We start from the raw sequence: 22,387 nt of genomic DNA, 5'->3' as shown, positions 1-22,387 counted from the left end.
AGACTGGGGCGAAGACTGGGGCGAAGACTGGGGCGAAGACTGGGGCGGCGGCGGACACGAGAGCGGCGGTTCGGCGTGCGGAGACGGCATCATCACCCCCGGCGAGATCTGCTTCTTCGCGCTTCCTCTGCTGAATCTCGCCAACATTCGAGCGTTGGCGGTCGCCGACTTCGACAGTGACAACAACCTCGACTTGGCGGTGACCCGCAAGGATGACGTGTTGGTGTTGTTTGGCGGCGGTGACGGCACGTTCCCCGTGCTCCGGGACCTGCCCGGGCAAGCTGGCGAGTATATGGGTATCGCCACTGGCGACATCGATCTCGACGGCGACGACGACTTGATCGTCTCGCGCATCGACGGAGATGTCGTCTCCGTCTACCTCTCGAATGGCGATCGCAGCTTCGCCAACAGCTTCTCATTTCCGACCTCCAACGGACCGACGGCCATGGCCCTGGCGAGACTCGGCAACGATGACGCGCTCGACCTCGCGGTCGTGTGCGAGGCAGATGGCGTCGTCGACGTGCTGATGGGGATTGGCAACGCGAGCTTCGCTGGCGCCGTCTCGTACCCCACCGGAGCCCACCCTGGGGCGATCGCGCTTGGCCGGGTCAACGGCGACGCGCACCTGGACCTGCTGGTGGCCAATCGAACCGGTCAGTCGCTGGCGTTGCTCACGGGATCCGCCATCGGGACCTTCGCGAGCGCAACCCTGACCCCGATCGACGGTAAGCCACAGGCCAGCGTGCTGGTCGACTTAAATCTGGACGGTCGGCTCGACGCGGCGACCGTCTCGAGTGACCTCGATCGTGTCAAGGTGCTGTTCGGCGATGGCCTGGGGGGGTTCGCAAGCTCGAATCAAAACCTCGTCACCGACGCCCGGCCGCTCGGCGCGGCGGTCGGTGACTTCGACAGCGATGGGTTCATGGATCTCGCGGTCATCAACAACGAGGATCACACCACGCAGCTACTGCGCGGCTCCGAGGTCCCCGGCGAGCTGTTGTCGGCGCAGATCCTCACCGCGTTCGCCGACGTCGAGTTTCCTCGGGCTGTGCTCGTCGCCGACCTCAACGATGATGGGGTCGACGATCTGGTCGTGGGCGGCCAGGGGCTGACGGTGATGGTGTCTGATCCCTGATCGCCCCGCGCTCTGCTACAGTGCCTGCGTGCGCGACCCCGTGATCGTCGTCGACGATGCGATCTCCCACGCACAGCCAGCGTTCGCGGGGCTCGGGCGCCTGCATTGTCTGCCGGCCGCGAGCATCACGGGAGCGCGCCTGGCCGAGCTGGGGGCCACTATCTTGATCGTCCGCAGCGTCACCCGCGTGGACCGGGCGCTGCTGGATCAGGTGGGCAGCCTGCGGCTGGTCGGGACCGCGACCGCGGGGACGGATCACCTGGATCTCGCTGAGCTCGAAGCCCGCGGGATCGCGTTCGCGAGCGCCGTGGGCTGCAACGCGCGGGCGGTCGCCGAGTGGGTCGTCGCCGCGCTCGCGGTCGTCGAGCATCAGCTCCCCCCAACGATCTCGAGCGGCCCGGTCGGGGTGGTCGGGCTTGGCAACGTCGGTAGCCGGCTCACCCACTTGCTACGCACCCTCGGCCACGAGGTCCTGGTCTGTGATCCACCGCGGGCTCGGCTCCCCGCCCAGGCCCAGGCCGAGCCCTTCGTCGAGTTCGACACGTTGTGGCAGCGCTGCTCGATCGTCAGCTTTCACGTGCCGCTGATCCCGGCGGGCCGCGACGCGACGCTCGCCTATGTGGATCGTGAGTCGCCCGCGCTCGCGGGCCGCAAGCTGTTGATCAACACCAGCCGCGGCGCCGTGATCCGGGACCGCGCGCTCGATCGTCCCGACGTCGCCGCGGCGATCTTGGACGTCTGGGACGGCGAGCCCGAGCTCGCGCCCGCGCGGCTGACCGATCCACGCTTGCTGCTGGCCTCGCCCCACGTCGCTGGCTACAGCCTCGAGGCCAAGCTCGCGGCCACTCGCATGATGCACGAGGCCGTCAGCGCGCAGCTCGAGCGCCCGCCAACCTGGTCCGGCAGCGACCAGCTGCCCGCGCGCACGCTGACCGGTCCATTCGAGCGGGAGCTCCCGACACAGGTCATCGACTTCATCGGCGACGACGCCCGCGTCCGGGCGCTCGCCCAGCTCCCGGGACCCGCTCGGGCCCGCGCGTTCGAGCAGCTGCGTCGCGGATACCAGCTCCGCCGTGAGTTTCGATCCTGGAGGGTCCCGCGCGAGCTCGCGCCCGACCCCCAGCGCCAAGCATGGCTCCAAACCGTGGGTTTCGAGCTTCTGTAGGCATTTGAGCGGGCGTTGAACCGGTCGGGGGTGTTCGGGACTACCCCCGCGCAACCGGAGACCTGCCATGTTTGACTTTCTCAATGCCTCCCCGACTTCGTCCCCCTCGCCCGCCGAACAGCCGCGTTCGCTTCGACCGGCGCGCGCGCTCTTGACCCCGACCTGGGTCGGCGCGCTCGCCTTGCTGGTCGCCAACGATCACTGGTTCAAGGGCTCGGGCCTGCTGCCCGACCTGGCGACCGGCAAGCTCAGCGACTTCGCGGGGATGTTGGTGGCGCCCGTATTGCTGGCCACGCTGCTGGGTGTGCGCAGCCGGCGTGCGCTGCTGGCCTGCCACGTCGCGGTTGGGGCCGTGTTCGCGGGCATTCAGCTGTCGGCTGGTCTCGCCGCTCAGTGGTCTGCGCTGATGGGCGTGTTCGGCCACCCGTGGGTCATCACCTGCGATCCCACCGACCTGATCGCGCTGCCGTTCTTGTTGCTCTCGTGGAAGCTGCTGGTGCCCCAGATGGACGCGGAGCTGCCTGCGCTGGTGCCCCTGCAGCGGACCGCCGTCGCCGCGCTGAGCGTGTTTGGGCTGTGGTCGACGGTCGCGACCTCAGACGACAGTGGGTTTGGGGTCGACCCCGACGGCGGGTGGTACGAGGACGTGTTTGGCAACGTGATCGTCAACAACGCCAACGACTTCGACGTCGCCCTGCACATTCGACCGCTGCGCGCCGATGTGGTGCTCGACTGTGACCATGTCTCGAGTGATCCCGGCCGCCTGCTCGGCGAGGAGGCGTTCGGCGACGCCGAGCACTGGGTGCTCCCGAACCGCACCAACGTGGCGATCGAGATGCAGCCCAACTACGCGAGCCAGTGCTCGGCCGCGTGGATCGCTGGCGAGGGCATCGAGCCGCAGATCTTGTTCGTCCACAACCTCAGCCAGCTGCCCGAGCAGTGGTGGCCCGGCCAGAGCTTCTCGCCCGAGTCCTTGGGCAGCGGCGCGGTCGGGGTCGAGTTTGACGCGGACGGCCGCAGCACCTGGCTCGGCGACGGGTCGATCCGGTTCAGGCCCAGCACCGACGCGCCCGAGCAGCCCGCGAGCTGTGAGGCGCCCGCGGATGAGGCCCGCATCGACTGGCCCTTGTCGATCCCCGACGACGCCCGCCTGCTCGCCGTCGAGCCTGGCGCCGACGGCTGCTTCGAGCTGCAGCTGCAGGACGTGTACATGTTGGGTGGCGAGCTCGCCGACCAGGGCAGCCCCTACGCCTGGTACCTGTGCGCTCCGGCGGCGGCCGTGCCGTTCGCCGCCGATGAGCTGCTGCGCTTCGAAGAGACCTACGGGAGCAATGGGGAGCGGGAGCTTCGCGTGACCCTGCTCGAGTCTGACGGTTTGACGCCGCAAGTCGCCGAGTCTGGCCTGGCGGTGCGTGTCGTTCGCTACTTGCGTGGAGGCAGCGACCCTGTCCACATCGGCCCGGCGGTCGGCCGGCAGCTGGTGGCGATCCCCGGCGTGAGCTGCCCCTGGCAGGTGGAAGCCAGCTGCGCGACCGTCGAGCGTCATGTCGACTTGGCTGTTGGGGGGGCCGCGAACTACCTGCAACCGGGGGCGGCGGTCAGCTTTGCCGATGAGGGAGCTGTGCACACTGCGATCCTCAGCTACTCGCGGCAGCGCGCTGTGTTGGACATGAGCTGCGCCGAGGGGGCGCGGGAGCTCAGCTATGACATCGACTTTGTCGTGATCGACGAGCCGCTGCTGTAGGAGCTCGTGTCTAGCGTGGGTTTCGCCGAGGGCAGGTCTCTGCCCTCGGCGAAATGATTTGGACTTCGGGTGGCTTTCCGCCGCGCCAGAACCTTCGGGCAGGGACCTCGTCCGGCCTGTTGTGCGCTTCCGTGAGCGAGCGAGCTGTCCGCGAGGGTAGCTTGCTCACGACAACCACACGTCGGCGCTCTGGACTCGAAAGCTTGGTCCGCCGTCGGGGGGTTGGGCACGCAGGGCGCCGTCGTCGTCGAGGCCGATTGCGACAGCGGCGATCCGCTGGCCGTCGGGTTGCTCGACCTGGATCTTGCGGCCGATTACGAGGCAGCGTGACTCGTAGCGCGAGCGGATCGCCGCGAAGCCGCCCGCGAAGAAGCGCTCGAGCTCGAGCTCGAGCTGGTGCAGGAGCGCGGCGAGGATCGCCGCTCGGCCGACGCGCTGATCTGGGCGAAGGTGGAGGGCGAGGCTGGTCGCGCTGGGCCGCAGGGTTGGCTCGAACTGCTCGGCCTCGCGGTGCACGTTGAGGCCGAAGCCGATCACCAGCTCGACCTCGCGTCCGCGCCAGCGGCTCTCGCACAGGATCCCGGCCAGCTTGCGCTCGTCGAGCAGCAGATCGTTGGGCCACTTGAGCGCGAGGCCGGGCAGCTGATCCCCGAACACCGCGGACAGCCCCTCGCACAGGCCGACGCCGACTGCCAGCGCCAGCGATCCGAACGCGGCCGAGGGCGCGCCTGGGCGCAGGACCACGCTCGCGTAGATGTCCTGACCCGGCGGCGACGACCACGGCCGGCCCAGGCGACCGCGCCCGGCTGTCTGCGCGTCGGCGGTCACCAGGGCGCCGTCGGGAGCTCCGGCGGCGAGCCACTCGAGCGCGCGATCGTTGGTCGAGCCGAGCTGCTCGTGGTGTTCGTGCACGCGTCCGAGTCGCGCGGTGGTCAGGAGCGGGCCGAGCTGGGCGAGGTCGTCGTGCTCGCCATGATTGTTCGCGCTCACGTCGGCACCGCGACGCGCTTGTACGCACAGAAGGCTTCGAGCGTGTCAGCGCGCAGCGCTGGATTGCTGGCGAACTCCCACATCAAGGTGCTCGTCGGCGTCTTGCCGTAGTCGTGCCCAGGGTACAGCCGGGTCTGCTCGGGCAGGCTGCCAAGCTTGCGCTGCAGGGTGTCGACCATCGCCTTGGGGTCCGAGCCCTCGTAGGACACGCCGCCGCATGAGCCGACGAACAGGACGTCTCCGGTGACCAGGCCCTCGGTCTCGGGGCCGTACCAACACACGCAGCCAGGCGTGTGGCCCGGGGCCCAGATCGCCCGCATGCGGCCCTCGCCGATCCACACGTCCTCGCTGTCGGCGACCGGCTCCACCCGCGCCGCGAATCGGCGAGCGACGTCGACCTCGAGTGGGTGACAGCGGACCACCGCGCCGGTCTCGGCGGCCGCCTCGTCGAGCCCGGCGACGTGGTCGTCGTGGGTGTGGGTCAGCAGGATCGTCTCGACGGTCCAGGCCCGCTCGCGGACGATCTTCATGAGCCGGTCGACCTCGAACGCTGGATCGACGAGGGCCGCCTTGCCCGTGCGCGGGCAGCCGATCACCTCGCAGAAATTCTGCAGGAGGCCGACCTCGAGCTGGACGATCTCCAGTGCTGGGATCTCGGGCACGCGCCGGAACGTAGCACCGCCCGCGCAGCACCGCCCGAAGGTCATGGCAGCCCAACCAAGGCTCTAAACGCCGTTCCAACGGCTCAATCAGGAACCTGACATCCAAGCTGCGAACCCCTCGCGTCCGTGTTAGTTATGTTGGAATGATTGGCTTCGACATGATCGAGCATGCCCTCCCAGCCCGAGTCCTACCCCTGTGCCTCGCCGCGCTCGCGCTCGGCTGCGGCACCGACGCGGCCCCAGTCGACGAGGCTGACGGCACCGAGTCCGCCGGAACCGAGACCGGCCCGGCCAGCCCACAGTCCGCGCAGAGCGAGGTCCCCCGCAACCTCACCCCGAGCCCGAGCACCGCCGAGCTCGAGCAGATGCGGCTGGGCGAGCGAGCGTTCGCGCATGAGCTCTACGGCGAAGTGAGCGCGACCGAGGTCGAGGCGGGCGACAACCTGATTCTCTCGCCGTACTGCCTGCGCTCGGCGTTCGGCATGTCCTGGGCAGGCGCCGTCGAGGCGACCGAGACCGAGATGGCCGAGGTGCTGCGCTTCGATCTCGGGCAAGCGCCGACCCACGAGGTCATGAACTATGTCGACCTCGCCCTCGCTGATCGCAACGATGTCGGTGACGAGGACAACCCGCCGATCATCCTGTTGAGCAACAATCGCTTCTTCGTTCACTTCGACTTCCCGGTGCTCGACAGCTACCTCGACGTGCTCGCCGAGAACTACGGCGCGGACGTCAAGCTCGTGGACTTTCGCGAGGGCGAGCCGTCACGGCAGCAGATCAACCAGTGGGTGTCGGACAAGACCCAGGAGCGGATCAGCGAGCTGCTTCCACCGAGCTCAATCGTAGATCTGTCGCCCCTCGGGGGGACCGTGTCCGTGCTGGTCAACACCCTGTATCTGAAGGCGCCGTGGGCCGAGGCGTTCCCTGACTCCGCGACCGCGCCTGCCCCCTTCACCCTGCGTGACGGGAGCCAGACCAGCGTGGCCATGATGAGGCAGGACGCTGTCTCAGTCGGATACGCGCTCGTCGACGGGTTCGAGGTCGTCGACCTGCCCCTGCGTGAAGGCCAGCTGAGCCTGACGTTGATACTGCCTCCAGTTGATAGTGACGCGCTCGACACCTGGCTCGACCCCGAGCAGCTCGAGGCGATCGAAGACGGGCTCGTCACGACCCATGTCGAGCTCCGCTTGCCACGCTTCGAGATCGAGCCCGAAGCGAGCTTGGCCCTGCGCTCGTCGTTCATGAGCCTCGGGATGGAGGCCCCGTTCGGCGGGGGGTTCGACAACGCCTATCCGGGCGGCGGCGTGTTCATCGATGACATCTATCACCAGGTGTTCTTTGCCGTCGATGAGGCGGGGGTCGAGGGCGCCGCGGCGACGGCGATCGTCAACGGGCTGGGCTTCACGCCGTCTGAGCCGCCGACGGCCGAATACAGCGTCACGTTTGATCGGCCGTTCTTGTTGCTCCTGCGTGATCGCGACACCGGGACCATGCTGTTCATGGGTCGCGTGACGCAGCCAACCCCGGCCTGAGTACCCGTGCGCGCTGACTGCTGAACTAGCCAGTCTTGGCGCCGCTGCGCGACCTCCGTAGGTCGAGAATTCGACTGTCACCGAAGTCGTGAGAGGTCGCCCGCACCGGGCGAGATGCCAGACTTTTTGTCAGGTGCTAGGTTGCCGACCATGACTCACTTACATCGTTTTCGTGCACTGCTGCCGGCCCTGGTCATGTTCAGCGTCGCCTGTGGCGACAGCTCGGGCCCACCGCAGGGCACCGACGACAACGACGAGACGGCGGGGGACGGGGATGGAGACGGTGACGGCGACGGCGAAGGAGACGGGGATGGCGACGGGGACGGCGAAGGAGACGGGGACGGCGACGGTGACGGCGACGGGGAAGGAGACGGGGACGGAGACGGGGACGGAGACGGAGACGGCGACGGCGATCTCAGCTGCGTGAGCGAGACCAACCTCGGCGGCTGGGTGCTCTACGTCACCGATGGCGACTTCCCCAACGACGTGCCCGAGGACTTCGTCGAGGTCTGCGCGATCGCAGACGGAAACCCAGACGAGCTCGTGCTCGACTGCCCGACCGTCGACTTCTCGATCATGTTCGACGCTGAGCCACTCCTGACCCTGCCCGAGGCAGGTGCCGTCGCGCAGGTCCAGATCCACCACGAGCCCGGCTGGCACAACTGGCCGGACCTGTGGGTCGACGTCGACGTCGTCGATGGCGATCGCCTGGGCTTCCAGACCGGCTCGGTCCTGCAGCCATCCAAGGGTCTGTACACGGTCCCGTTCGACACCAGCCGGACTGCGGAGGTGTGCGGCCCGTATATCCAAGATGGCCCGTTCGAGCCCGACGGGTGCGGCGAGCAACTCGGCCACCAGCTCGACTTCACGGTCGACGGCGAGACGGTGACGGCATGGCACGGCACCCACGTGAGCGAGGTCGTCGACGGTCGTGACTTCGAGGTCTGGGTCAACGGCGCGCGCGAGTATGTGGCGCTGCCCGAGTTCTGCGACACCTCGCCGACCTGGTACTCGACGATCACGCGTCGTCAGGGGCTCTGAGCCGGACTCGCCGAGCCAGGCGACGAGCTGTCGTCTGGCTCGGATCGGGCTGGGATCTGGCTCGGATCTGGCTCGGATCGGGCCCTGTCGTCAGTACTTCCAGGTCAGCCCAACCGTGAAGCTGATCCCATCCCGGGTGCTGTACACGAGCTGATCACCCTGGGTCCGATACAGGCGCGTGTTGAGCATGTTCTCGACCTCCAGGCTCAACAACAGCTGATTGCGGAGGTCGCCCCAGTCGTTGCGCTTGAACGCCAGCAGCCGCTGCGAGGCGGTGAAGTCGAGCAAGTGCACGGGCTCCTGGTAGATGTCCGGCAGGCCCAGACCGCTGACCTGGGCGATGTACGGCCCGACGGCGTTGTACATCAGGCGCAGGTTGGTGCCGAACTCGGCGTTGTCGTAGTCGAGGAACGCGTTGGCGATCCACGGCGCTTGGCCCTGCAGCGGGCGCTCGCGGCTGGTCGACACCTGATACTCGACGCGGCAGCCCTCGACGGGGATCGATCCGTCGAGCATCGCCATCTCGCCCGGCAGGTGACAGGGCGGGCCGAGCTGGACCTGCGAATAGATGTACGCAAAGTTGGCGCCGATCGACAGGTCGCGCAGGATCTTGCGAGCCTTCACGGCGGGCTTGGGCGCGAGGAAGTCGAGCGCCTTGCGAAACTCGAGCTCGACGCCGCCATTGATCGCGCTGTCGACGTTGGCGAACGAGGCCGCGGGGTTGCTGCCCGCGCCGATGACCTCTTCGATCGGATCTTGGAAGTGCTTGAAGAACCCGCTGATCGCCACGACCTCGGCGCGGCGCGGGAACCACTCGAAGCGCAGATCCGCGTTCCAGACGTCGGTGGAGGTCAGCCCGGGGAAGCCCTGCTTGTTGAACCCGCCCACGTAGTCGCGGAACGAGAACGGCGCGAGCTCGCGGAACTCGGGGCGGGCGAGCGTCTTGGTCCCGGTCAGGCGAATGTTGAAGTCGCCGCCGCCCTCGGGCAGGCGCGGCGAGAAGATCATCGAGGCGGCCGGGAGCACGTCGAGATCGACCAGCCGCGAGCTCTCGAACGCCTTGTCGTCGGGCGCGGCGAAGGGATCGACCGGCGTCACGTTGATGACGTTGGACTCGAGCCGGGCGCCCCCCGAGATCTTGAACCAGTCGACGAACGGCAGGTCCAGCGAGACGTAGCCCGCGAGGTTGCGCGACCAGGCCTCGTAGCCGTCTTGGGCGCGGGTCCGGTCCCACAAGATGAACGGTCGCGTGCCGCCGTTGCCCACGCTCACGCCCCCGCCGATCGTCTCGTCGTTGACCGGGTTGTCGCGCCCGGCGGGGATCGGCACGCCGCTCGCGTAGGCAAAGTCATAGCGCGGCGCCGAGAACGAGCGCTGCTTGGCGTCGACCCACGCGCCCAGCTTGAATTTGGCGTCCAGGCCCTTCCACTGGCGAAACGGCAGGCTCAGATCGAGGCCGGCGTTCTCGTTGTTGTCGACCAGGCCGAGGAACAGCTGGCTCCCGGTTGGGCCCGCGCCGTTGTCGATCACGAAGTCACCCACGTTCTCGTCGTCGCGAAACAACATCTCGCGCAGCGCCGGATCATCGCGGCGGGCCTGGGCGAACGATCCGAAGTAGTCGATCTCCAGGTTCGCGGCCCGCGGGATCTTGTGCTTGCCCGTCAGCTGGACCGAGGCGATCGACCGCATCACGTAGCGCAGCCGGGTGTAGTTCAGGTACTCGCCGGGCGAGACATCCCGAACCTCGCCGTACATGTCGCGGGTCTCGTCCTGGCCCTCGCGCGAGTAGAAGCCGGTCAGCGCCCAGCGATTGTTGGGGTTGGCGTCGAGCTGAAGCTTGAGCAAGCCGCTGTAGCTGGTCGTGTAGACCGTCTTGAGCGAGTCCAGGTCGACGCGTGGGCTGGTGATGTCCGGCACGCCATCGCGCAGCCCGAACAGCCGGACCAGCTCACGGTTGGTCTGGTGCTCGTTCTTGTAGCCGCCCGCGAACAGGATCCCGAACTTGCCGCCCGTGTCGCTGAAGTTCCAGCTGTCGCCCGCCGACAGCTTGAAGCCGAAGTTGGCGGGCGCGTTGGCGCCACGCATCACCCGGGTGCGGGTGTCGAGCGCCTTGCCGTCGGCCTCGACCTGCGCGGCGTCGCGGTTGGTGCCGCCACGGCCGACCCGCTCGTCGCTCGGAAAGCTGTCCGGTCGCGCGCGCGGGAGGTTGCCGAGCGCGAACAAGTCGTAGCCCGCGTGGCCCGCGTGGGTGACCATCGGCGCAAACGAGGTGTTGGTGTTGACCCCACCGGTGACGCCGATCGTGATCATCGGGTCATCGGGCGCGTCGCGGGTCACGAACTGGGTCGAGCCACCCGTGAAGTCGCCGGGGACCTCGGGGGTGAAGGTCTTCTGCACGTCGATCGCCGACAGCGCCCCCGAGGGGATCACGTCGAGCGGCACGGTGCGGATCTCTGGCTCGGGGCTGGGCACGCGGGCGCCGTCGAGCAAGGTGTTGCCGTAGCGATGCCCGAGCCCACGCACGAACAGGTAGCGGCCATCGACGATCGTCGCGCCGACGATCCGCACCGCCACGCTCGAGGCTTTGCCGCCGCCGGACTTGCTCATCTCGGTCGCGTCGATGCCGTCGTTGACCGACGTCTTTTGCTTGCGCGACTCCTGCAGCGCGCCCTCGGCCTCGAGGTTGAGATCGTCGGAGACCTCGAAGGTCTCGAGCACGCCGACCATCGGGACCAGCTCGGCGTCCTGCGTGGCGACCTCGCCCCCGACGACGTCGACGGCCGCCAGCTCGCGGCTCTGGTAGAGATCCAGCTCGACGAGCAGGGTGTACTGACCCGGCGGCAGCTGCAGCGTGTAGGCCCCGTCGACGCCGGTCCGCGCGACGTACTTGGTGCCCTGGGCCCGCACGTAGACGCCCGCCAGCGGCTCGCGCTTGGCGTTGCGGACCACGCCCGAGACCGTGCCGACGGTGCCCTTGGCCTGAACCTCGCCAGACTTGAGCTCGGCGTCGAGGGCCTCTTGATCCTCCGAGATGTCCTCGAAGCTGAAGCCCGAGTCCTCGGACAGCTCGCCGTCGTCCTCCCACTCGTCCTCCCACTCGTCGTCGTCCGGTGGCTCGGTGGTGTCCGGGGCGTCGACGGGCGCGTCGACGGGCGCGATGATCAGCTCATCGCCGCCCTCATCGGCTGGGGGCGGGCTCTCCTCGTCGTCGCTGCCATCTTCGAAGCTGAAACCATCATCCTCGGGCGGCGCGGCGACGCTGGTCGCGGACCAGCCCCACCCCACAATCGCGGCGAAGCAAGGAAACAACCATCCGAGCGCGGGAGCCTGACTGCGATCTCGTTGCATGAATCGGTTCGTGGGTGCACCACGCCCGCGGCGCCCCTGGGGCCAGCCGCGAGCGCGAGCGCAGATCAGTGAAAGCGTCGACGCCTCAGTCGACCGGGATCTCGCGAGTCACCAGCACTGCGGTCACACGCAGGCTCGCAACAGCGGCGACGTCTTGACCGGCGTCCCGAGCCTGCTCGCGAACCAGATCATTGACGACGTTCTCCGCGTCCTTGGCGAAGCTCATCCCTTGCAGCACATAGCCATAATCGGTCTCGTTGGCGGCGTCGACGTAGATGACCTTGTCGGCGCGGCCGGCGAGCAGGCGACCCAGGCGATCGGGTGCGTCCTCGCGCTCGAGCTCGATCGCGCCGACGCTGAACACCGGCTCGATCTGCCCGCTGTCACCCTCGCGCTCGGTCACGCGCATGACCAGCGGCAAGTTGTCGGGGTTGGCCTCGGCGAGCTGCTGATCTTTGTCGTCGGGTGGCGGCAGGCGCCCGAGATAGTGCGCGTTGACGACCGGCGCGAGCACCATGAAGATGATCAGCAGCACGAGCACGACGTCGACCAGGGGGGTCACGTTCATGTCGGGCGAGACGGAGGCCTTGGGCTTGCGCCCGAACCCGCGCTTTTTGTTGCTCAGGCTTGCCATGGTCAGCTCTCCCAGCCTTCCTTTTGCGCGCCGACGGCCAGCTGAATGTACGCAAAGCCGAGGTTCTGGCACTCGTGGAAGACCTCGCGGACGTCGCCGTACTCGATCCGGGCGTCGCCGCGAAACAGCAGCACCCGGCTGGGGTCGGCGGCGTGGAGCTTGGTCAGCTCGGCGATCAAGCCCTCGCGGGTCACCTGGCGATCACCTTCGGCCTCGCCGATGTAGTAGCCGATCACCTCGTCGCCGTCGGGGCTGTCGATCCGCGCGAGCGACACGGTGATCGGCTCGACCTCGTCCTCGTCCTTCTCGGCGTTGTTGGCCTTGAACAGCTCGATCGGCACGCCCTCTTGCATGTTGGGGATCACCAACATGAAGATGATCAGCAGGACCAAGACAACGTCGACGAGCGGCGTGACATTGATGTTTGGCTTGACCTTGTTAGCGCCGCCGCCAGCGTCAAGCTGAACGCCCATCGTGCGCCTCCAGGTGATCGAGCAGCTCGCCCGCGGCGTGTTGCATCGCCATGTCGAGCTTGTCGAAGCGGGCCGACAGATAGTTGAAGATCAACACCGAGGTGATCGCCACGGCCAGGCCCATCGCGGTCACGATCAGCGCCTCGGCGATACCAGCCGAGACCGCCTCGATGCCGCCGCCGCCGGCCGCCGCGATCCCCTGGAACGCGACGATGATGCCGATCACGGTGCCAAACAGCCCAATGAAGGGTGCGGTCGAGCCGACCGAGGCCAGAAAACCCATACCCCCGCGAGCTTCGGCGCCGAGCTCGTCGAGCCGACGCTCGAGGTCCCGACGCGCCAGCTCCAGCCGCTCGCTGGCCCCTGCGTGGCGGTTGTAGGCGCCAAGGCCCATGCTCGTGAGCTTGGCCAGCGGCGCCTTGTCATACTCTTTGCCCTTGGCCAGATCGGCGAGCGACGCGAGGTCGAGGTCGTCGAGCAGCGGCCGGCTGACCTTGGCGAACACCGCGGAGCCGTTGAATGCCTTGCGCAGCACCAGCACGCGCTCGATGGTCACGTAAGCCGAGCCCAGACCCATGATCACCAGCGTGATCGCGACGATCTTGGACAGCAGGCTCATGGTTTCCCAGATGTGGAGAATGTTGAGATCCATGGTGGATTTCCTGTCTTGGCGAGTGTTCACGTGAGCGTGAACGGGATCGTGACGGTCAAGAACACCGAGATCGGCTTGCCCTTGACGGTCGAAGGCTTGAATTTCCAGGTTTGGACGGCCGCGGCGACGGCTTTGAGCAGCAGCGCGTTGGCCTTGGCGTGGAGGTCGGGCTCGGCCGTAGCGTCGACCGAGTTGTCCTTGGCGAGCACCTTGGCGCCCTTGACCGACCCATCTTTATAGATGGTGAGCCGGACCTTGACCTTGCCGGTAATGTTGCGCTTCTTGAGGTCGGGCGGGTAGACCGGCGCGTCGCCGCCGATCTGCTTGGGGACCGTGGCCTCGGCCGGGCGCTCGATCGGCTTGTCGGGGTTGTAGGGGAACTTGTCGGCCTTGGGCTTGGGCGCCGGCTTGGGCTCGGGCGCTGGCTTGGGCTCGGGCTTGGCCGCTTCGCCCGGATCACCCTTGCCGCCCTGATCGTTGCTACCGCCGCCCCCGCCGTAGCCGGGCCCCTGATCGTTGACGTCGCCCTCTTCGGGGTTCTCGTCGACGCGGTCGGGGTTTTGGATGTCAGGCTGCGGCGTCGGCTTGGCGCTGCGCTTGACCGGCTTGTCACTGGGCGGCGGCGGCTCGGGAGGCGGCGGCTCGGGCTCGGGCTCTTCTTCGAGCTCCTCCTCCATGTCGAAGTTCTGCAGCTCGGCCTCGACGACCTCGAGCTCGACGGGCTCTTCGGCCTCCAGGCTCGCAAAGTAGAACGCGCTGGCGAACCCGCCACCAACCACGAGCACCGCGCCGACCAGCGACTCCCAGCGCCTGCGCTCGAAGAACGCGCTGTGTACGTCACCGCGAACGTTGAATCCGCTGAACACCGAGGAGAACACTAGCCGCGAGTTTTGTCCGATGAGTGCCGACTTAGTTTCGGCACCGTTACAAGCGACTCTTTGCCGGCAGGTCGAGATCGTGCGATCCGTCCACCGCCATTCGCGGTCACAGCCGGGTTACAAACGGGTCACCAGACGACAAATGCAAACAGCGCGAAGGTCACGGTGACCCTCGCGCTGTCTGGCGGACCTGAGGCCCGGACCTGAAATGGGCCGAGCTACTTCGCGGCGGGCGGGAGCTCGACCCAGATCTTGCCTTGCCCGTAGAGCCAGGTGATCTTCAGGCGCTCGAGCAGGGGAACGTTGACGAACCCGCCGAGCTGGAAGCCGGAGAACCCGCGCACCATCGCCAGCTGGGGCTCGCCCGGCTGCTCGAGGTAGACCAGCGCGCCCATCCCGGGGACGCTGACGCTGCCGAACGAGATCGGGTCGGCGAAGACCATCTTGCGGCCGTTCTCGGGATCCTCGGGGTTCTCGATCTCGCGCGGCAGGTGGCCGCTCTCGAGGTAGGACTTGGCGGTCACGGTGATCGCGGCGGGGCTCGCGTAGCCAAACCAGGCCCAGAACTCATTCTCGGCGGTGTCGATGCTGATCGGCGTGGCCGGGATGTGCAGGCTCCACTGGTCGAGCATGATCAGCGGTCGCTCGGCGGCCCCGGCTGGCGGGGTGCTGGGCGCGGCCTTGGTGATCGTGAGCGACTTGTTCGGGTGGTCGGCGACGATCGAGCCGAGCTTGTGCAGCGCCTGGTGACCCAGGACGACGCCGGCCTTCTCTGGCAGACCCGCCGAGAAGATCTCCAGGTCGTCGATCAGCGCAGGGACATTCTTGATCTTGATCCCGTTGATCTCGATCTCGGGGATCAGCGTGACCTCGTACTCGCCGAGGTTGAGCAGCGTCGTGCTGCCCAGCGGCTCGAGCTTCAGCGCCTCTGCCAGCTCGCGGTCGATGCGGGACTCGATCTGGACGGGGGAGAACAGCGCGCGGCTGGGCTCACCGCCGACCACGGCGAAGGTGTGCAGCAGCCCCGTATAGATGTCGAGGCCGAGGTCCGAGGTGCCCTTCTCGCCCTCGATCGTGACGAGCTCGCCCTTGCCCGCGAACGCGCGCAGGAAGTCGGCGTAGCCACGGATCGCGTCGTTGGTCACGTCGGCCGCCGAGGCGCCGCTGAGGAACACCTCGTCGGCGACGGCGGGGCCACGCTCGGTGTCGAGGGTGAGGTAGTGAGCCCACAGCTGCGCGACGCGGGTGTCCACCAGCACGGGCGGCTTGCAGACCTTGGCCTCGATGTCACACCAGCCGCCGAGATCTTCGCAGTCTTCGAGCTGCTCACACGACTTGCCCTGGAAATCCTCGGCCTCGGACGCGATCACGGGCTCGAGGATCTGCAGCGACTCGTCGTACGCGCTGGCGGCCCGCAGGTTGCGGGCCAGCGCCACGCCACCACCAAAGTTGGTGGGATCCAGCTCCATCGCCTTGCGCAGCGCTTCGGTCGACGCGGCGAAGTCACCCGCGCGCCAGCTGGCCGCGCCGAGCACCACGTAGGCGTCGGCGTTGTCGGGGTTCTCGGCCAGCGCGTCTTCGGCGATCTTGCGGGCGGTGACGTAGCGCCCGGCGCCGAGCGCCTCGTTGGCCTGGACGATCAGCTGGTTGACCTTGGCCGTAGCCTTGGCCTTGGTCTTCTCGGCCTCGACCTCCGCCTTCGACATGCCGCGCGGCACCTTGGTGCCGTCGCTGGTCTTCTTGCAGGCGGACAGGGAGAGGATCAGACCCAAGGTGATGGGCGTGAGGACGCTACGGAAGCTGGGCATTCGCGGGTCTCCTGGTCGCGCGGGCTGTCCGGCGCGATGGCGGGGAGGATACCCATTTGGGTACCTGGGGGCCATCGGGTTTCGCGTTGTTCGCGGACTGCGCAGACCAACGGGCCTTTCGCAACCGGCTTACGCTTCCCGCTCGGTCGTGGCGGGGGCGCCTGGGGTGCTTCGGCGGGCGCGGGCCAGCAGCCACGCGCCGGGCAGCGCCAGCGCACACGCGCCGCCGAGCTGCAGCAGGTACATCAGCGCGGCGAAGCTGGACGCGGCCGCGTGCTGGGCGGGCGCGGTCAGCAGGCCGAGCGCGGCCGCCATCCCGAATTGAAAGCTCCCCGCCTGGGCCGGGCCGCCGGGCAGCTGGATCGCCAGGCCGACGATCGCCACGATCGCGGCGGCGTCGGCGAAGTCCAGCTGCAGACCGCACGCCAGCAGCACCAGCCACAGCTGGCAGATCGTCAGGCACCAGTACGCCAGCGACCACAGCAAGAACGGCAGCCCGCGCCGCCAGTTGAACAGCACCGCGATTGTCCCCGCGATCCGACCCGCCGCCGCGGCGGCCCGACGACCGAGCTGGCCCGGCACCGTGCGACTGACGATCCGCTCGAGCAGGCTCGGGCGCGCGGCCGCAGCGAGCAGCACCGCGAGCCCCAGCACGAAGGTCATCGCCATCAACCGCCCGAACCCGCGCACGTACGCGATCGCCTCGGGCGCGTCTTGATCGCCGGCCAGGTTCGCAAACCCGAGCCCGAAGAACAGCATGCCGACCACGACCAGCCCGTCGACCACCCGCTCGACCGCGATCGCCGACACCGACTCCGCGAAGCCAACTCCGGGCTGCTCCGCGCGCGTCAGCAACAGCGGGCGCGACAGCTCGCCCAGCCGGAACGGCAGCATGATGACGATCGGGTAGCTGAGCATCCCGCTGCCCTGCAGCACCCGCCAGTCGAACCGCGTTGCCGCGCCCCCGCTCGCGCGCTCGACCAGGGGATCCAGCACGAAGCGCAGCCGCAGCGCGCGGGTCAGCGTGTAGGGGATCTGCATGGCACAGGCGGCCACCAACAGCCACGGCGCCGGCAGCACCAGCGGATCTGGCCACAGATCAATTCGGCCAAACCGGACCACCAACGCCAGCAACAGCGCCGCCGCAAAGATCGAGCCGACCCACGCGACCCCCCGCCGCGCCGCGCTCGGCTGGCGCGGCGCTGCTCGATTGGGTTGATCGCCGCCCTCTGTCGGGCCCGCTGGGACCGGGCTCTGACCAGACTCTCCCGTGTCCGTGGGTCGCACGACGTGCGTGAAACTCTAGCAAAATCGGTCCCCGGGCAAGCGCTTTCACACCGGCAGCCGCGCTGGACCACCGAGCTCCCGGGCGACGCCCGCAAAAAACAGTGTGCAGGCTCGTCCATTTGCGCCTGTGGAACGCGCCGCCAGCCGCTGCGCGAGGACCCTCGCCGAGATTCCCGAAGTTCGCTAGAGTGCGCATGCATGGTCCATCCGGTCCAGAGCGTGGTCCAGAGCGTCGTCGAGTCGCTCTACGCCGCCGGGCGGTGCCCGAGGTTGCACGTCAACGCGTCGTGCGAAGGGGTCGTGTGTCCGGACTTCATCCGCGAGCAGTGGCAAGAGCGGCTGATCATCGATCTCGACGCCAGCTACCCGCTCGACCTCAGCTTCAGCGAGGACTCGATCGGCGCGGACCTGTCGTTTGGCGGCTACGTGACCCGCTGCAGCTTCCCGTGGAAGGCTGTCTACGTCGTCGCAGATCGAGCGACCGGACGCGGGATCGTGCTGGATCAGAACATGCCCGAGTCGGTCCGGCGCAGTCGCCAGCCGCCAACCACCGGCCCGCTGCCAGCTGGCGGCGATCTCAGCAACACCTTCGACCACGAGACCGCCCAGGATCGTCGGGTCGGCGGTCCCAGCAAGCCCCACCGCCGCAAGCCCAAGAAGGCCGCCGCGGTGCCAGCGGCCGCGAGCGTGAACTCGGGCTCGAGCGTGGGCCCAGTCGCCGAGGCTGACCCACAGCGCGAAGACGAAGCCAAGCGGCGGCGCTCGGCCTTCAAGGTCATCGACGGCGGGAGTTGAGCGTGGCTGATCGCGCACCCGATCCAAACGACGGCCCGTCCATCACCGACAAGGAGATGGCGACCATGCGCACCGTGATCCGCAAGGTCTCCGTGATCTTGCTGGGTCTGATGATCGTCGGGGTGTTCGTGTTCTGGTTTGGCTGGGTTCACGCGCCCACGCCCGAGCAAGTGTGTCAGCACAAGATCCAGCTGGTGCACGAGACCGTGGGCGAGGATCAGACCGACGGCGCCGAGGCGCTGGTCGGGCAGCTCGAGGCGAACTGCGTGATCGCGGCCAACCGCAAGATCCAGCTGCGGGGCAAGCTGGTTTGGGCCGAGTACGCCAAGTGCGTGACCGCGGCGACCACCCTGGCCGACGCCGAGCGCTGTTGAGCTCGCGCTAGCCCGAACGCTCGCGCTCGTGGGCTTCACGGCGGGCTTGCTCGCGGTCGTCGGCGATGAAGCGGCGGCGGATCAGGTCGTGCTGGATGACCACGATCACCAGCAACAACGGCACCGCTGGCGGCCACAAGCCAAACAAGAACAGCGCCAGCACGCCGCCCAGCATGCCGTGAAGCGTGCGGTTGCCCAGCCACATCGGCGCCGCGAGCACCGCCGCAAACAAACCCGCGACCGCGGCGACGCTGCTGGCGGCCCACGGTGCGCCTTCGACGATCGCTACGGCAAACCACATCATGCTGGAGAGCGCCGCGATGCCCCCGACGCTGGCCAGGACGTGGAGGGTGAAGATGATCAAGCTGCCCGGGTCGCGCTCGTGACCATACAGCGGCCGCAGGGTGGGGTCGGGCTGCCGAAACGGGCCCGTTGCCTCGCCGGGGGAGTCGAACCCGCGCAGCGCGAAGCGATCGAAGCGCCAACTTGGCCATGCTCGGTGGACCGACCAGGCAGTGATCACCACGCTCACGAGGGCGAGGCACACTGACGTGTAGCTGGGGGCCTGCATGGGCTGGTTGGAGTTTAGGGCGCTGGTCGGTGGAAGTCACGCGCTGATGCGCGCGGGGCTTGCTCCTGCTAGATGACGGCGCCAAGCCTGTAGGTGCCTCTGAGTCGCGCGAGTCGGCTCGGGGTCCAAACGTCGAAGGCATCGGAGACGACCAGGTCGCTGGCTCCGCGGGTACCCCCTCCGCCCGCTCGCGTCGCCTCCCTTCCAATATATAATACGGTCGAAAAGTGCCCGGCGCATTCGCCGCGCGCCAGCTTGTCCGCAATCTTGTCATGGTCGGATACACTCGTCGATAAATCCCACTGCCTGACACTCCCGATCGACGGCCGCTCGGAGTACGGGAGATACCTCGACCGCACGAACGGCGCGTCCGCCCGCCCCACATAGTTGCAGTGACTGGAGCTCGACACATGCGCCGAGACGCCCCAGGTCATGAAAGTCCGTATAGGCGAGGTCGAGTCGCCGGAGCGCACAATGTTCGACTTCGCCCGCGAGAGATGCGAGCGGCGTATTGTACAAGTCGAGCATCGTCAGGGACCGCAGTAGGCGAGCGGGAATCACCGTGATGTGGGTGCCGGAGGCAACGACCTCGCTCAAGTCGAGTTCGGATATGGGCGCCAAATTATCGACATCCGTGCAGCGGATGTCGAGGCTGACCAGCTCCTGGGCTGTCGAAAGCACGGTCAAATCCACGATAGAAGTGTGGCCCAAGGATAGCTCACGCAGGCGAACGCTCTGCTCCAAGAAGCCAAAATCGGCCAGTAGGGTATGGTCGAGACTCAAGGTGTGCAAGTTTGCCAGACTCATTTGCGCGGGCATACTCGAAACCACGGTCTCGGACAGACGCAGCACCTCTGGTGCGCAGCCTGGGATGCACTCAATCTGCTGCAAGCGCGCTGCCGCGGTCGCGTCGAGGATCTGAAGCTGAGAGCTGCCAACCGACAACGCCCGGACATCGGCGCCGCGTAGCGCGAGCTGACGCAACTTCGGCAGCGGCAGTAGCGTGACGTCAGGGAGCCGAGACGCATTGAGCGTCAGCTTGGACACCTGCGCGAGGTGGGCGAGATCGCTTGGATCAATCTCGAGGTTGATGAGAGATAGTTCAGCGACGGATTCAGGGATGCGCTTCAGCGCCCCGTCTTGCAAGTCCACGCCATTGATGGACAGCGTCAAGAGCGTTCTCATCTCGGCGAGGTGCTTCAGGGTCGAGAGCTTTGTATACGAAAGGTCGAGGGTCCGCAGTGGCAGCCCGACCAGCGCCGCCAAATCCACATCTGAGAAGTCGGTGTCCCTGGCGCTCAAGTGTTCGAGACCGGAAAAGCTGCGCAGTTGCTCCCATGAAAAGTGAGGGACCGAGTCCATGGACAGCGAGCGCAGCTGCGGCGCACTGGGGAGTCCCGCGATCCCCGTGACCGACGTGTCCGAGACACGCAGCTCGATCAGCGCCGGCAAGCTCGCGTTGGGCGCCACGCCCTGCACGGCCGCCCCCGCGACCGTGAGTTGCTCGAGACGTGGGAATTCGCAGCTGAGTTCGACCCTGGTTGTGAACGCCTGTTTTATCGTGAGTGTCTCGAGCCGCGGGAGACCGCAGAGCACGTCGAGGTCGTCGTCGCTCGATAGCCAGGCGATGGTGACCGAGCCGACTGACTCAGCGACACCGTGCGGCAGCAACAGCAGCTCGCCGGGGTGCTCGACGGCCACGTCGCTCAGTGCATGCGCGACCTCGCGATCCGCGGTCACCCCCGACCTATGGTCGTCGGGTGGGCCCGCGCCCGGCTGGTGCGAGACGCACGCGGCGACCACTCCCGCGAGCATCGTTCCTGCCTGAACCAGCGACCGGGATCCCACAGGCTCCTTAGGGCGTGCTCCACGCGGGTATGGGCCGGTTGCGGTTGTACTCTGCAGAGGTCGCACTGTTCACCGCGCCCGTGGCGTAGTCCACCAATTTCTCGAAGTCTTCATCGCTCACGTTCATGTTTTGTGTGCTGGCCCATGACGTGACCGCGTCGCGGATCTGTTGCTCGCCGTGTGGGCGCCCGAACAAACGCTCGCTCTTCCACCCCGCAAAGATCTCTTCGAGGAAGACCTTGCTCGCCTCGTCAAAGCCACGACCCCGGCTCTCGAGTGGCTTCTGGACGGCCGTCCGCGCCGCACCGTTTGCCGCCCAGTGATTTGCGCCCCGCCGAATGCCTCATACTCGGCTTTGACCTGCTGGCCAATCCGAGCGCCCGAGGAGTCCCGCACGTTGGCCTCGTAGAGGCGCAGCTGCGCGTGGATTGCTGCTTGCTGGTGAGCCGGCGGTGTTTCCGGCGGGCACGTATTGGCTGCGGCGGTTTGCGGGCGTCGAAGTGGCTGCGCAGGCGCCTTATCAGCGGTCGACAGAGGGATGGCGTGGTCGCGTGAGCCATCCTGCCGTCGTGTATTGGTTCGGTGGCGTTGGGCTCGAGATTGAAGGGTCCGGCTCGGTTCTTGGGCTTCGCAAGGCGGACTGGGGCGCGAAATTGAGACTCCAGCAGGGCGGGTGGCCCACTCGGGCCTCCGTCTGCTGGCCGGCTAGGGAAGAGTCCGAGTCCGGATCATTTCCGGATCCGCTGGCCGCAAACGCGCGCGAGATCGCGTCCATGATGCGGGCGCTGTGGACCGCCAGCCAGGTGTCGGTTACCGGCGGGCCGGATCTCGGCCTGGCTCTGAAACTGCGCGCTCGGCCTCGTGGGCAAGATCTCCCGGCGTACTCATGTGAGCGTTGACTTGAGCGGCCAACACACTCAACGCCGACCGAATGGCAGATGCCTCAGTTTCGCCGGAGCCACGACCGCTAACCACTTTCATGACTGCGCCCGCCATGATCGCGGTCTCGGGTGTAAGGACTCCCGGATTTGGATCCGAGTCGTACACATGGGCGGGGTGGCGACAGTTAACCATGAGGCGCCAAGCGCGGAGCCTGGTGGGTCATCGTAGTGGTACGTCGTAATTTGATAAGTCAGATGCAAAGGATTTTTTTCGCGTCATCTTGCATAGCGGATCCGTTTGTTGCTGTTAGGTCGTTGCCGGCGTTTTGGAACTAGGGGAGGCGACATGCGGCTTACACACAGAATCCCAGGTCGCGGAGAGCATATCACTTAGCAGCGTAGGTTCAGTCGCGTTGTGGCGATGCGCGCCTGAGTTTCCCCGCTCACCGGATGAAGAACGAGGTTCGGAAAGGCTGTGCGCGGTCACTTGTTCGGCCAAAATTCGTATTTCACGTCGCTTGTCGTTCATGGTCACCTCTGTGGTGGTGGTGGTGGTGGTGGTGGTGGTG

The 22,387-nt window shown here is 67.3% G+C and carries 19 protein-coding genes; 7 read left to right on the top strand and 12 right to left on the bottom strand.

Annotated elements, in window-relative coordinates:
• The 3 genes from ENSA7_RS32535 to ENSA7_RS32525 all read left to right on the top strand — a co-directional run.
• A partial coding sequence (locus ENSA7_RS32535) for an FG-GAP repeat domain-containing protein (RefSeq protein WP_146158393.1) occupies positions 1 to 1,135 on the top strand: 1,135 nt, incomplete at its 5' end.
• Positions 1,136 to 1,163: 28 nt separating this feature from the next.
• Positions 1,164 to 2,300: a 4-phosphoerythronate dehydrogenase gene (locus ENSA7_RS32530; RefSeq protein WP_106093305.1), complete on the top strand. Its 1,137-nt coding sequence runs from the start codon at positions 1,164 to 1,166 to the stop codon at positions 2,298 to 2,300.
• 151 nt (positions 2,301 to 2,451) lie between these two features.
• Positions 2,452 to 4,044 carry a hypothetical protein gene (locus ENSA7_RS32525; RefSeq protein ID WP_106093304.1) on the top strand — a complete coding sequence of 531 codons (1,593 nt, stop codon included), beginning with the start codon at positions 2,452 to 2,454 and terminating at the stop codon, positions 4,042 to 4,044.
• 165 nt (positions 4,045 to 4,209) lie between these two features.
• Here the strand turns inward: ENSA7_RS32525 and ENSA7_RS32520 are convergent, their stop codons facing one another.
• Together ENSA7_RS32520 and ENSA7_RS32515 are read right to left on the bottom strand one after the other, a co-directional pair.
• Positions 4,210 to 5,034 carry a biotin--[acetyl-CoA-carboxylase] ligase gene (locus ENSA7_RS32520; protein ID WP_181234325.1) on the bottom strand — a complete coding sequence of 275 codons (825 nt, stop codon included), beginning with the start codon at positions 5,032 to 5,034 and terminating at the stop codon, positions 4,210 to 4,212.
• Positions 5,031 to 5,696 carry an MBL fold metallo-hydrolase gene (locus ENSA7_RS32515; RefSeq protein ID WP_244923982.1) on the bottom strand — a complete coding sequence of 222 codons (666 nt, stop codon included), beginning with the start codon at positions 5,694 to 5,696 and terminating at the stop codon, positions 5,031 to 5,033. Before ENSA7_RS32515 ends, ENSA7_RS32520 begins: the two co-directional genes overlap by 4 nt.
• Before the next feature lie 158 nt (positions 5,697 to 5,854).
• On the opposite strand from ENSA7_RS32515, the gene ENSA7_RS32510 reads away from it, so the two are divergent.
• Both ENSA7_RS32510 and ENSA7_RS44445 read left to right on the top strand, forming a co-directional pair.
• Positions 5,855 to 7,228, top strand: a complete 1,374-nt coding sequence (locus ENSA7_RS32510; protein ID WP_181234324.1) for a serpin family protein — start codon at positions 5,855 to 5,857, stop codon at positions 7,226 to 7,228.
• Positions 7,229 to 7,378: 150 nt separating this feature from the next.
• Entirely contained in the window at positions 7,379 to 8,269 is an 891-nt protein-coding gene (locus ENSA7_RS44445; RefSeq protein ID WP_181234323.1) for a hypothetical protein, read from the top strand.
• Positions 8,270 to 8,359: 90 nt separating this feature from the next.
• Here ENSA7_RS44445 and ENSA7_RS32500 read toward each other — a convergent pair whose 3' ends face one another.
• The 7 genes from ENSA7_RS32500 to ENSA7_RS32470 all read right to left on the bottom strand — a co-directional run bounded on the left by ENSA7_RS32500 (position 8,360) and on the right by ENSA7_RS32470 (position 17,349).
• Positions 8,360 to 11,617: a TonB-dependent receptor gene (locus ENSA7_RS32500; RefSeq protein WP_106093300.1), complete on the bottom strand. Its 3,258-nt coding sequence runs from the start codon at positions 11,615 to 11,617 to the stop codon at positions 8,360 to 8,362.
• 85 nt (positions 11,618 to 11,702) lie between these two features.
• Positions 11,703 to 12,251 (bottom strand): ExbD/TolR family protein, encoded by a 549-nt coding sequence (locus tag ENSA7_RS32495; RefSeq protein WP_106093299.1) that lies wholly within the window; start codon positions 12,249 to 12,251, stop codon positions 11,703 to 11,705.
• A gap of 2 nt (positions 12,252 to 12,253) precedes the next feature.
• The gene (locus tag ENSA7_RS32490; RefSeq protein ID WP_106093298.1) at positions 12,254 to 12,724 is read right to left on the bottom strand and encodes an ExbD/TolR family protein; all 471 of its coding nucleotides are present in this window, start codon (positions 12,722 to 12,724) and stop codon (positions 12,254 to 12,256) included.
• Positions 12,708 to 13,376 (bottom strand): MotA/TolQ/ExbB proton channel family protein, encoded by a 669-nt coding sequence (locus tag ENSA7_RS32485; RefSeq protein ID WP_106093297.1) that lies wholly within the window; start codon positions 13,374 to 13,376, stop codon positions 12,708 to 12,710. Before ENSA7_RS32485 ends, ENSA7_RS32490 begins: the two co-directional genes overlap by 17 nt.
• 26 nt (positions 13,377 to 13,402) lie before the next feature.
• Positions 13,403 to 14,242 (bottom strand): energy transducer TonB, encoded by an 840-nt coding sequence (locus tag ENSA7_RS44440; protein WP_181234322.1) that lies wholly within the window; start codon positions 14,240 to 14,242, stop codon positions 13,403 to 13,405.
• A gap of 230 nt (positions 14,243 to 14,472) precedes the next feature.
• Positions 14,473 to 16,062, bottom strand: coding sequence for a tetratricopeptide repeat protein (locus ENSA7_RS32475; RefSeq protein ID WP_181234321.1), 1,590 nt, complete (start codon positions 16,060 to 16,062; stop codon positions 14,473 to 14,475).
• Positions 16,063 to 16,191: 129 nt separating this feature from the next.
• Positions 16,192 to 17,349: a lysylphosphatidylglycerol synthase transmembrane domain-containing protein gene (locus tag ENSA7_RS32470; protein ID WP_106093295.1), complete on the bottom strand. Its 1,158-nt coding sequence runs from the start codon at positions 17,347 to 17,349 to the stop codon at positions 16,192 to 16,194.
• A gap of 198 nt (positions 17,350 to 17,547) precedes the next feature.
• On the opposite strand from ENSA7_RS32470, the gene ENSA7_RS32465 reads away from it, so the two are divergent.
• Both ENSA7_RS32465 and ENSA7_RS32460 read left to right on the top strand, forming a co-directional pair.
• A complete protein-coding gene (locus tag ENSA7_RS32465) occupies positions 17,548 to 18,144 on the top strand; it encodes a ClpXP protease specificity-enhancing factor SspB (protein WP_106093294.1) in 597 nt (198 codons plus the stop codon).
• A gap of 2 nt (positions 18,145 to 18,146) precedes the next feature.
• A complete protein-coding gene (locus ENSA7_RS32460) occupies positions 18,147 to 18,518 on the top strand; it encodes a hypothetical protein (protein WP_106093293.1) in 372 nt (123 codons plus the stop codon).
• Between the two features lie 7 nt (positions 18,519 to 18,525).
• Here the strand turns inward: ENSA7_RS32460 and ENSA7_RS32455 are convergent, their stop codons facing one another.
• From ENSA7_RS32455 to ENSA7_RS45140, 3 genes are all read right to left on the bottom strand, one after another.
• Positions 18,526 to 19,089, bottom strand: a complete 564-nt coding sequence (locus ENSA7_RS32455) for a hypothetical protein (protein ID WP_106093292.1) — start codon at positions 19,087 to 19,089, stop codon at positions 18,526 to 18,528.
• A gap of 270 nt (positions 19,090 to 19,359) precedes the next feature.
• Positions 19,360 to 20,829 carry a leucine-rich repeat domain-containing protein gene (locus tag ENSA7_RS32450; RefSeq protein ID WP_146158392.1) on the bottom strand — a complete coding sequence of 490 codons (1,470 nt, stop codon included), beginning with the start codon at positions 20,827 to 20,829 and terminating at the stop codon, positions 19,360 to 19,362.
• Between the two features lie 1,296 nt (positions 20,830 to 22,125).
• The coding region (locus ENSA7_RS45140; RefSeq protein ID WP_219908099.1) for a hypothetical protein at positions 22,126 to 22,387 on the bottom strand (262 nt) is incomplete at its 5' end.

The organism is Enhygromyxa salina (assembly GCF_002994635.1).
Lineage (GTDB): Bacteria > Myxococcota_A > Polyangia > Nannocystales > Nannocystaceae > Plesiocystis > Plesiocystis salina_B.
Note: the sequence above shows the minus strand (reverse complement) of the source record. Positions and strands in the feature narration are given on the sequence as shown.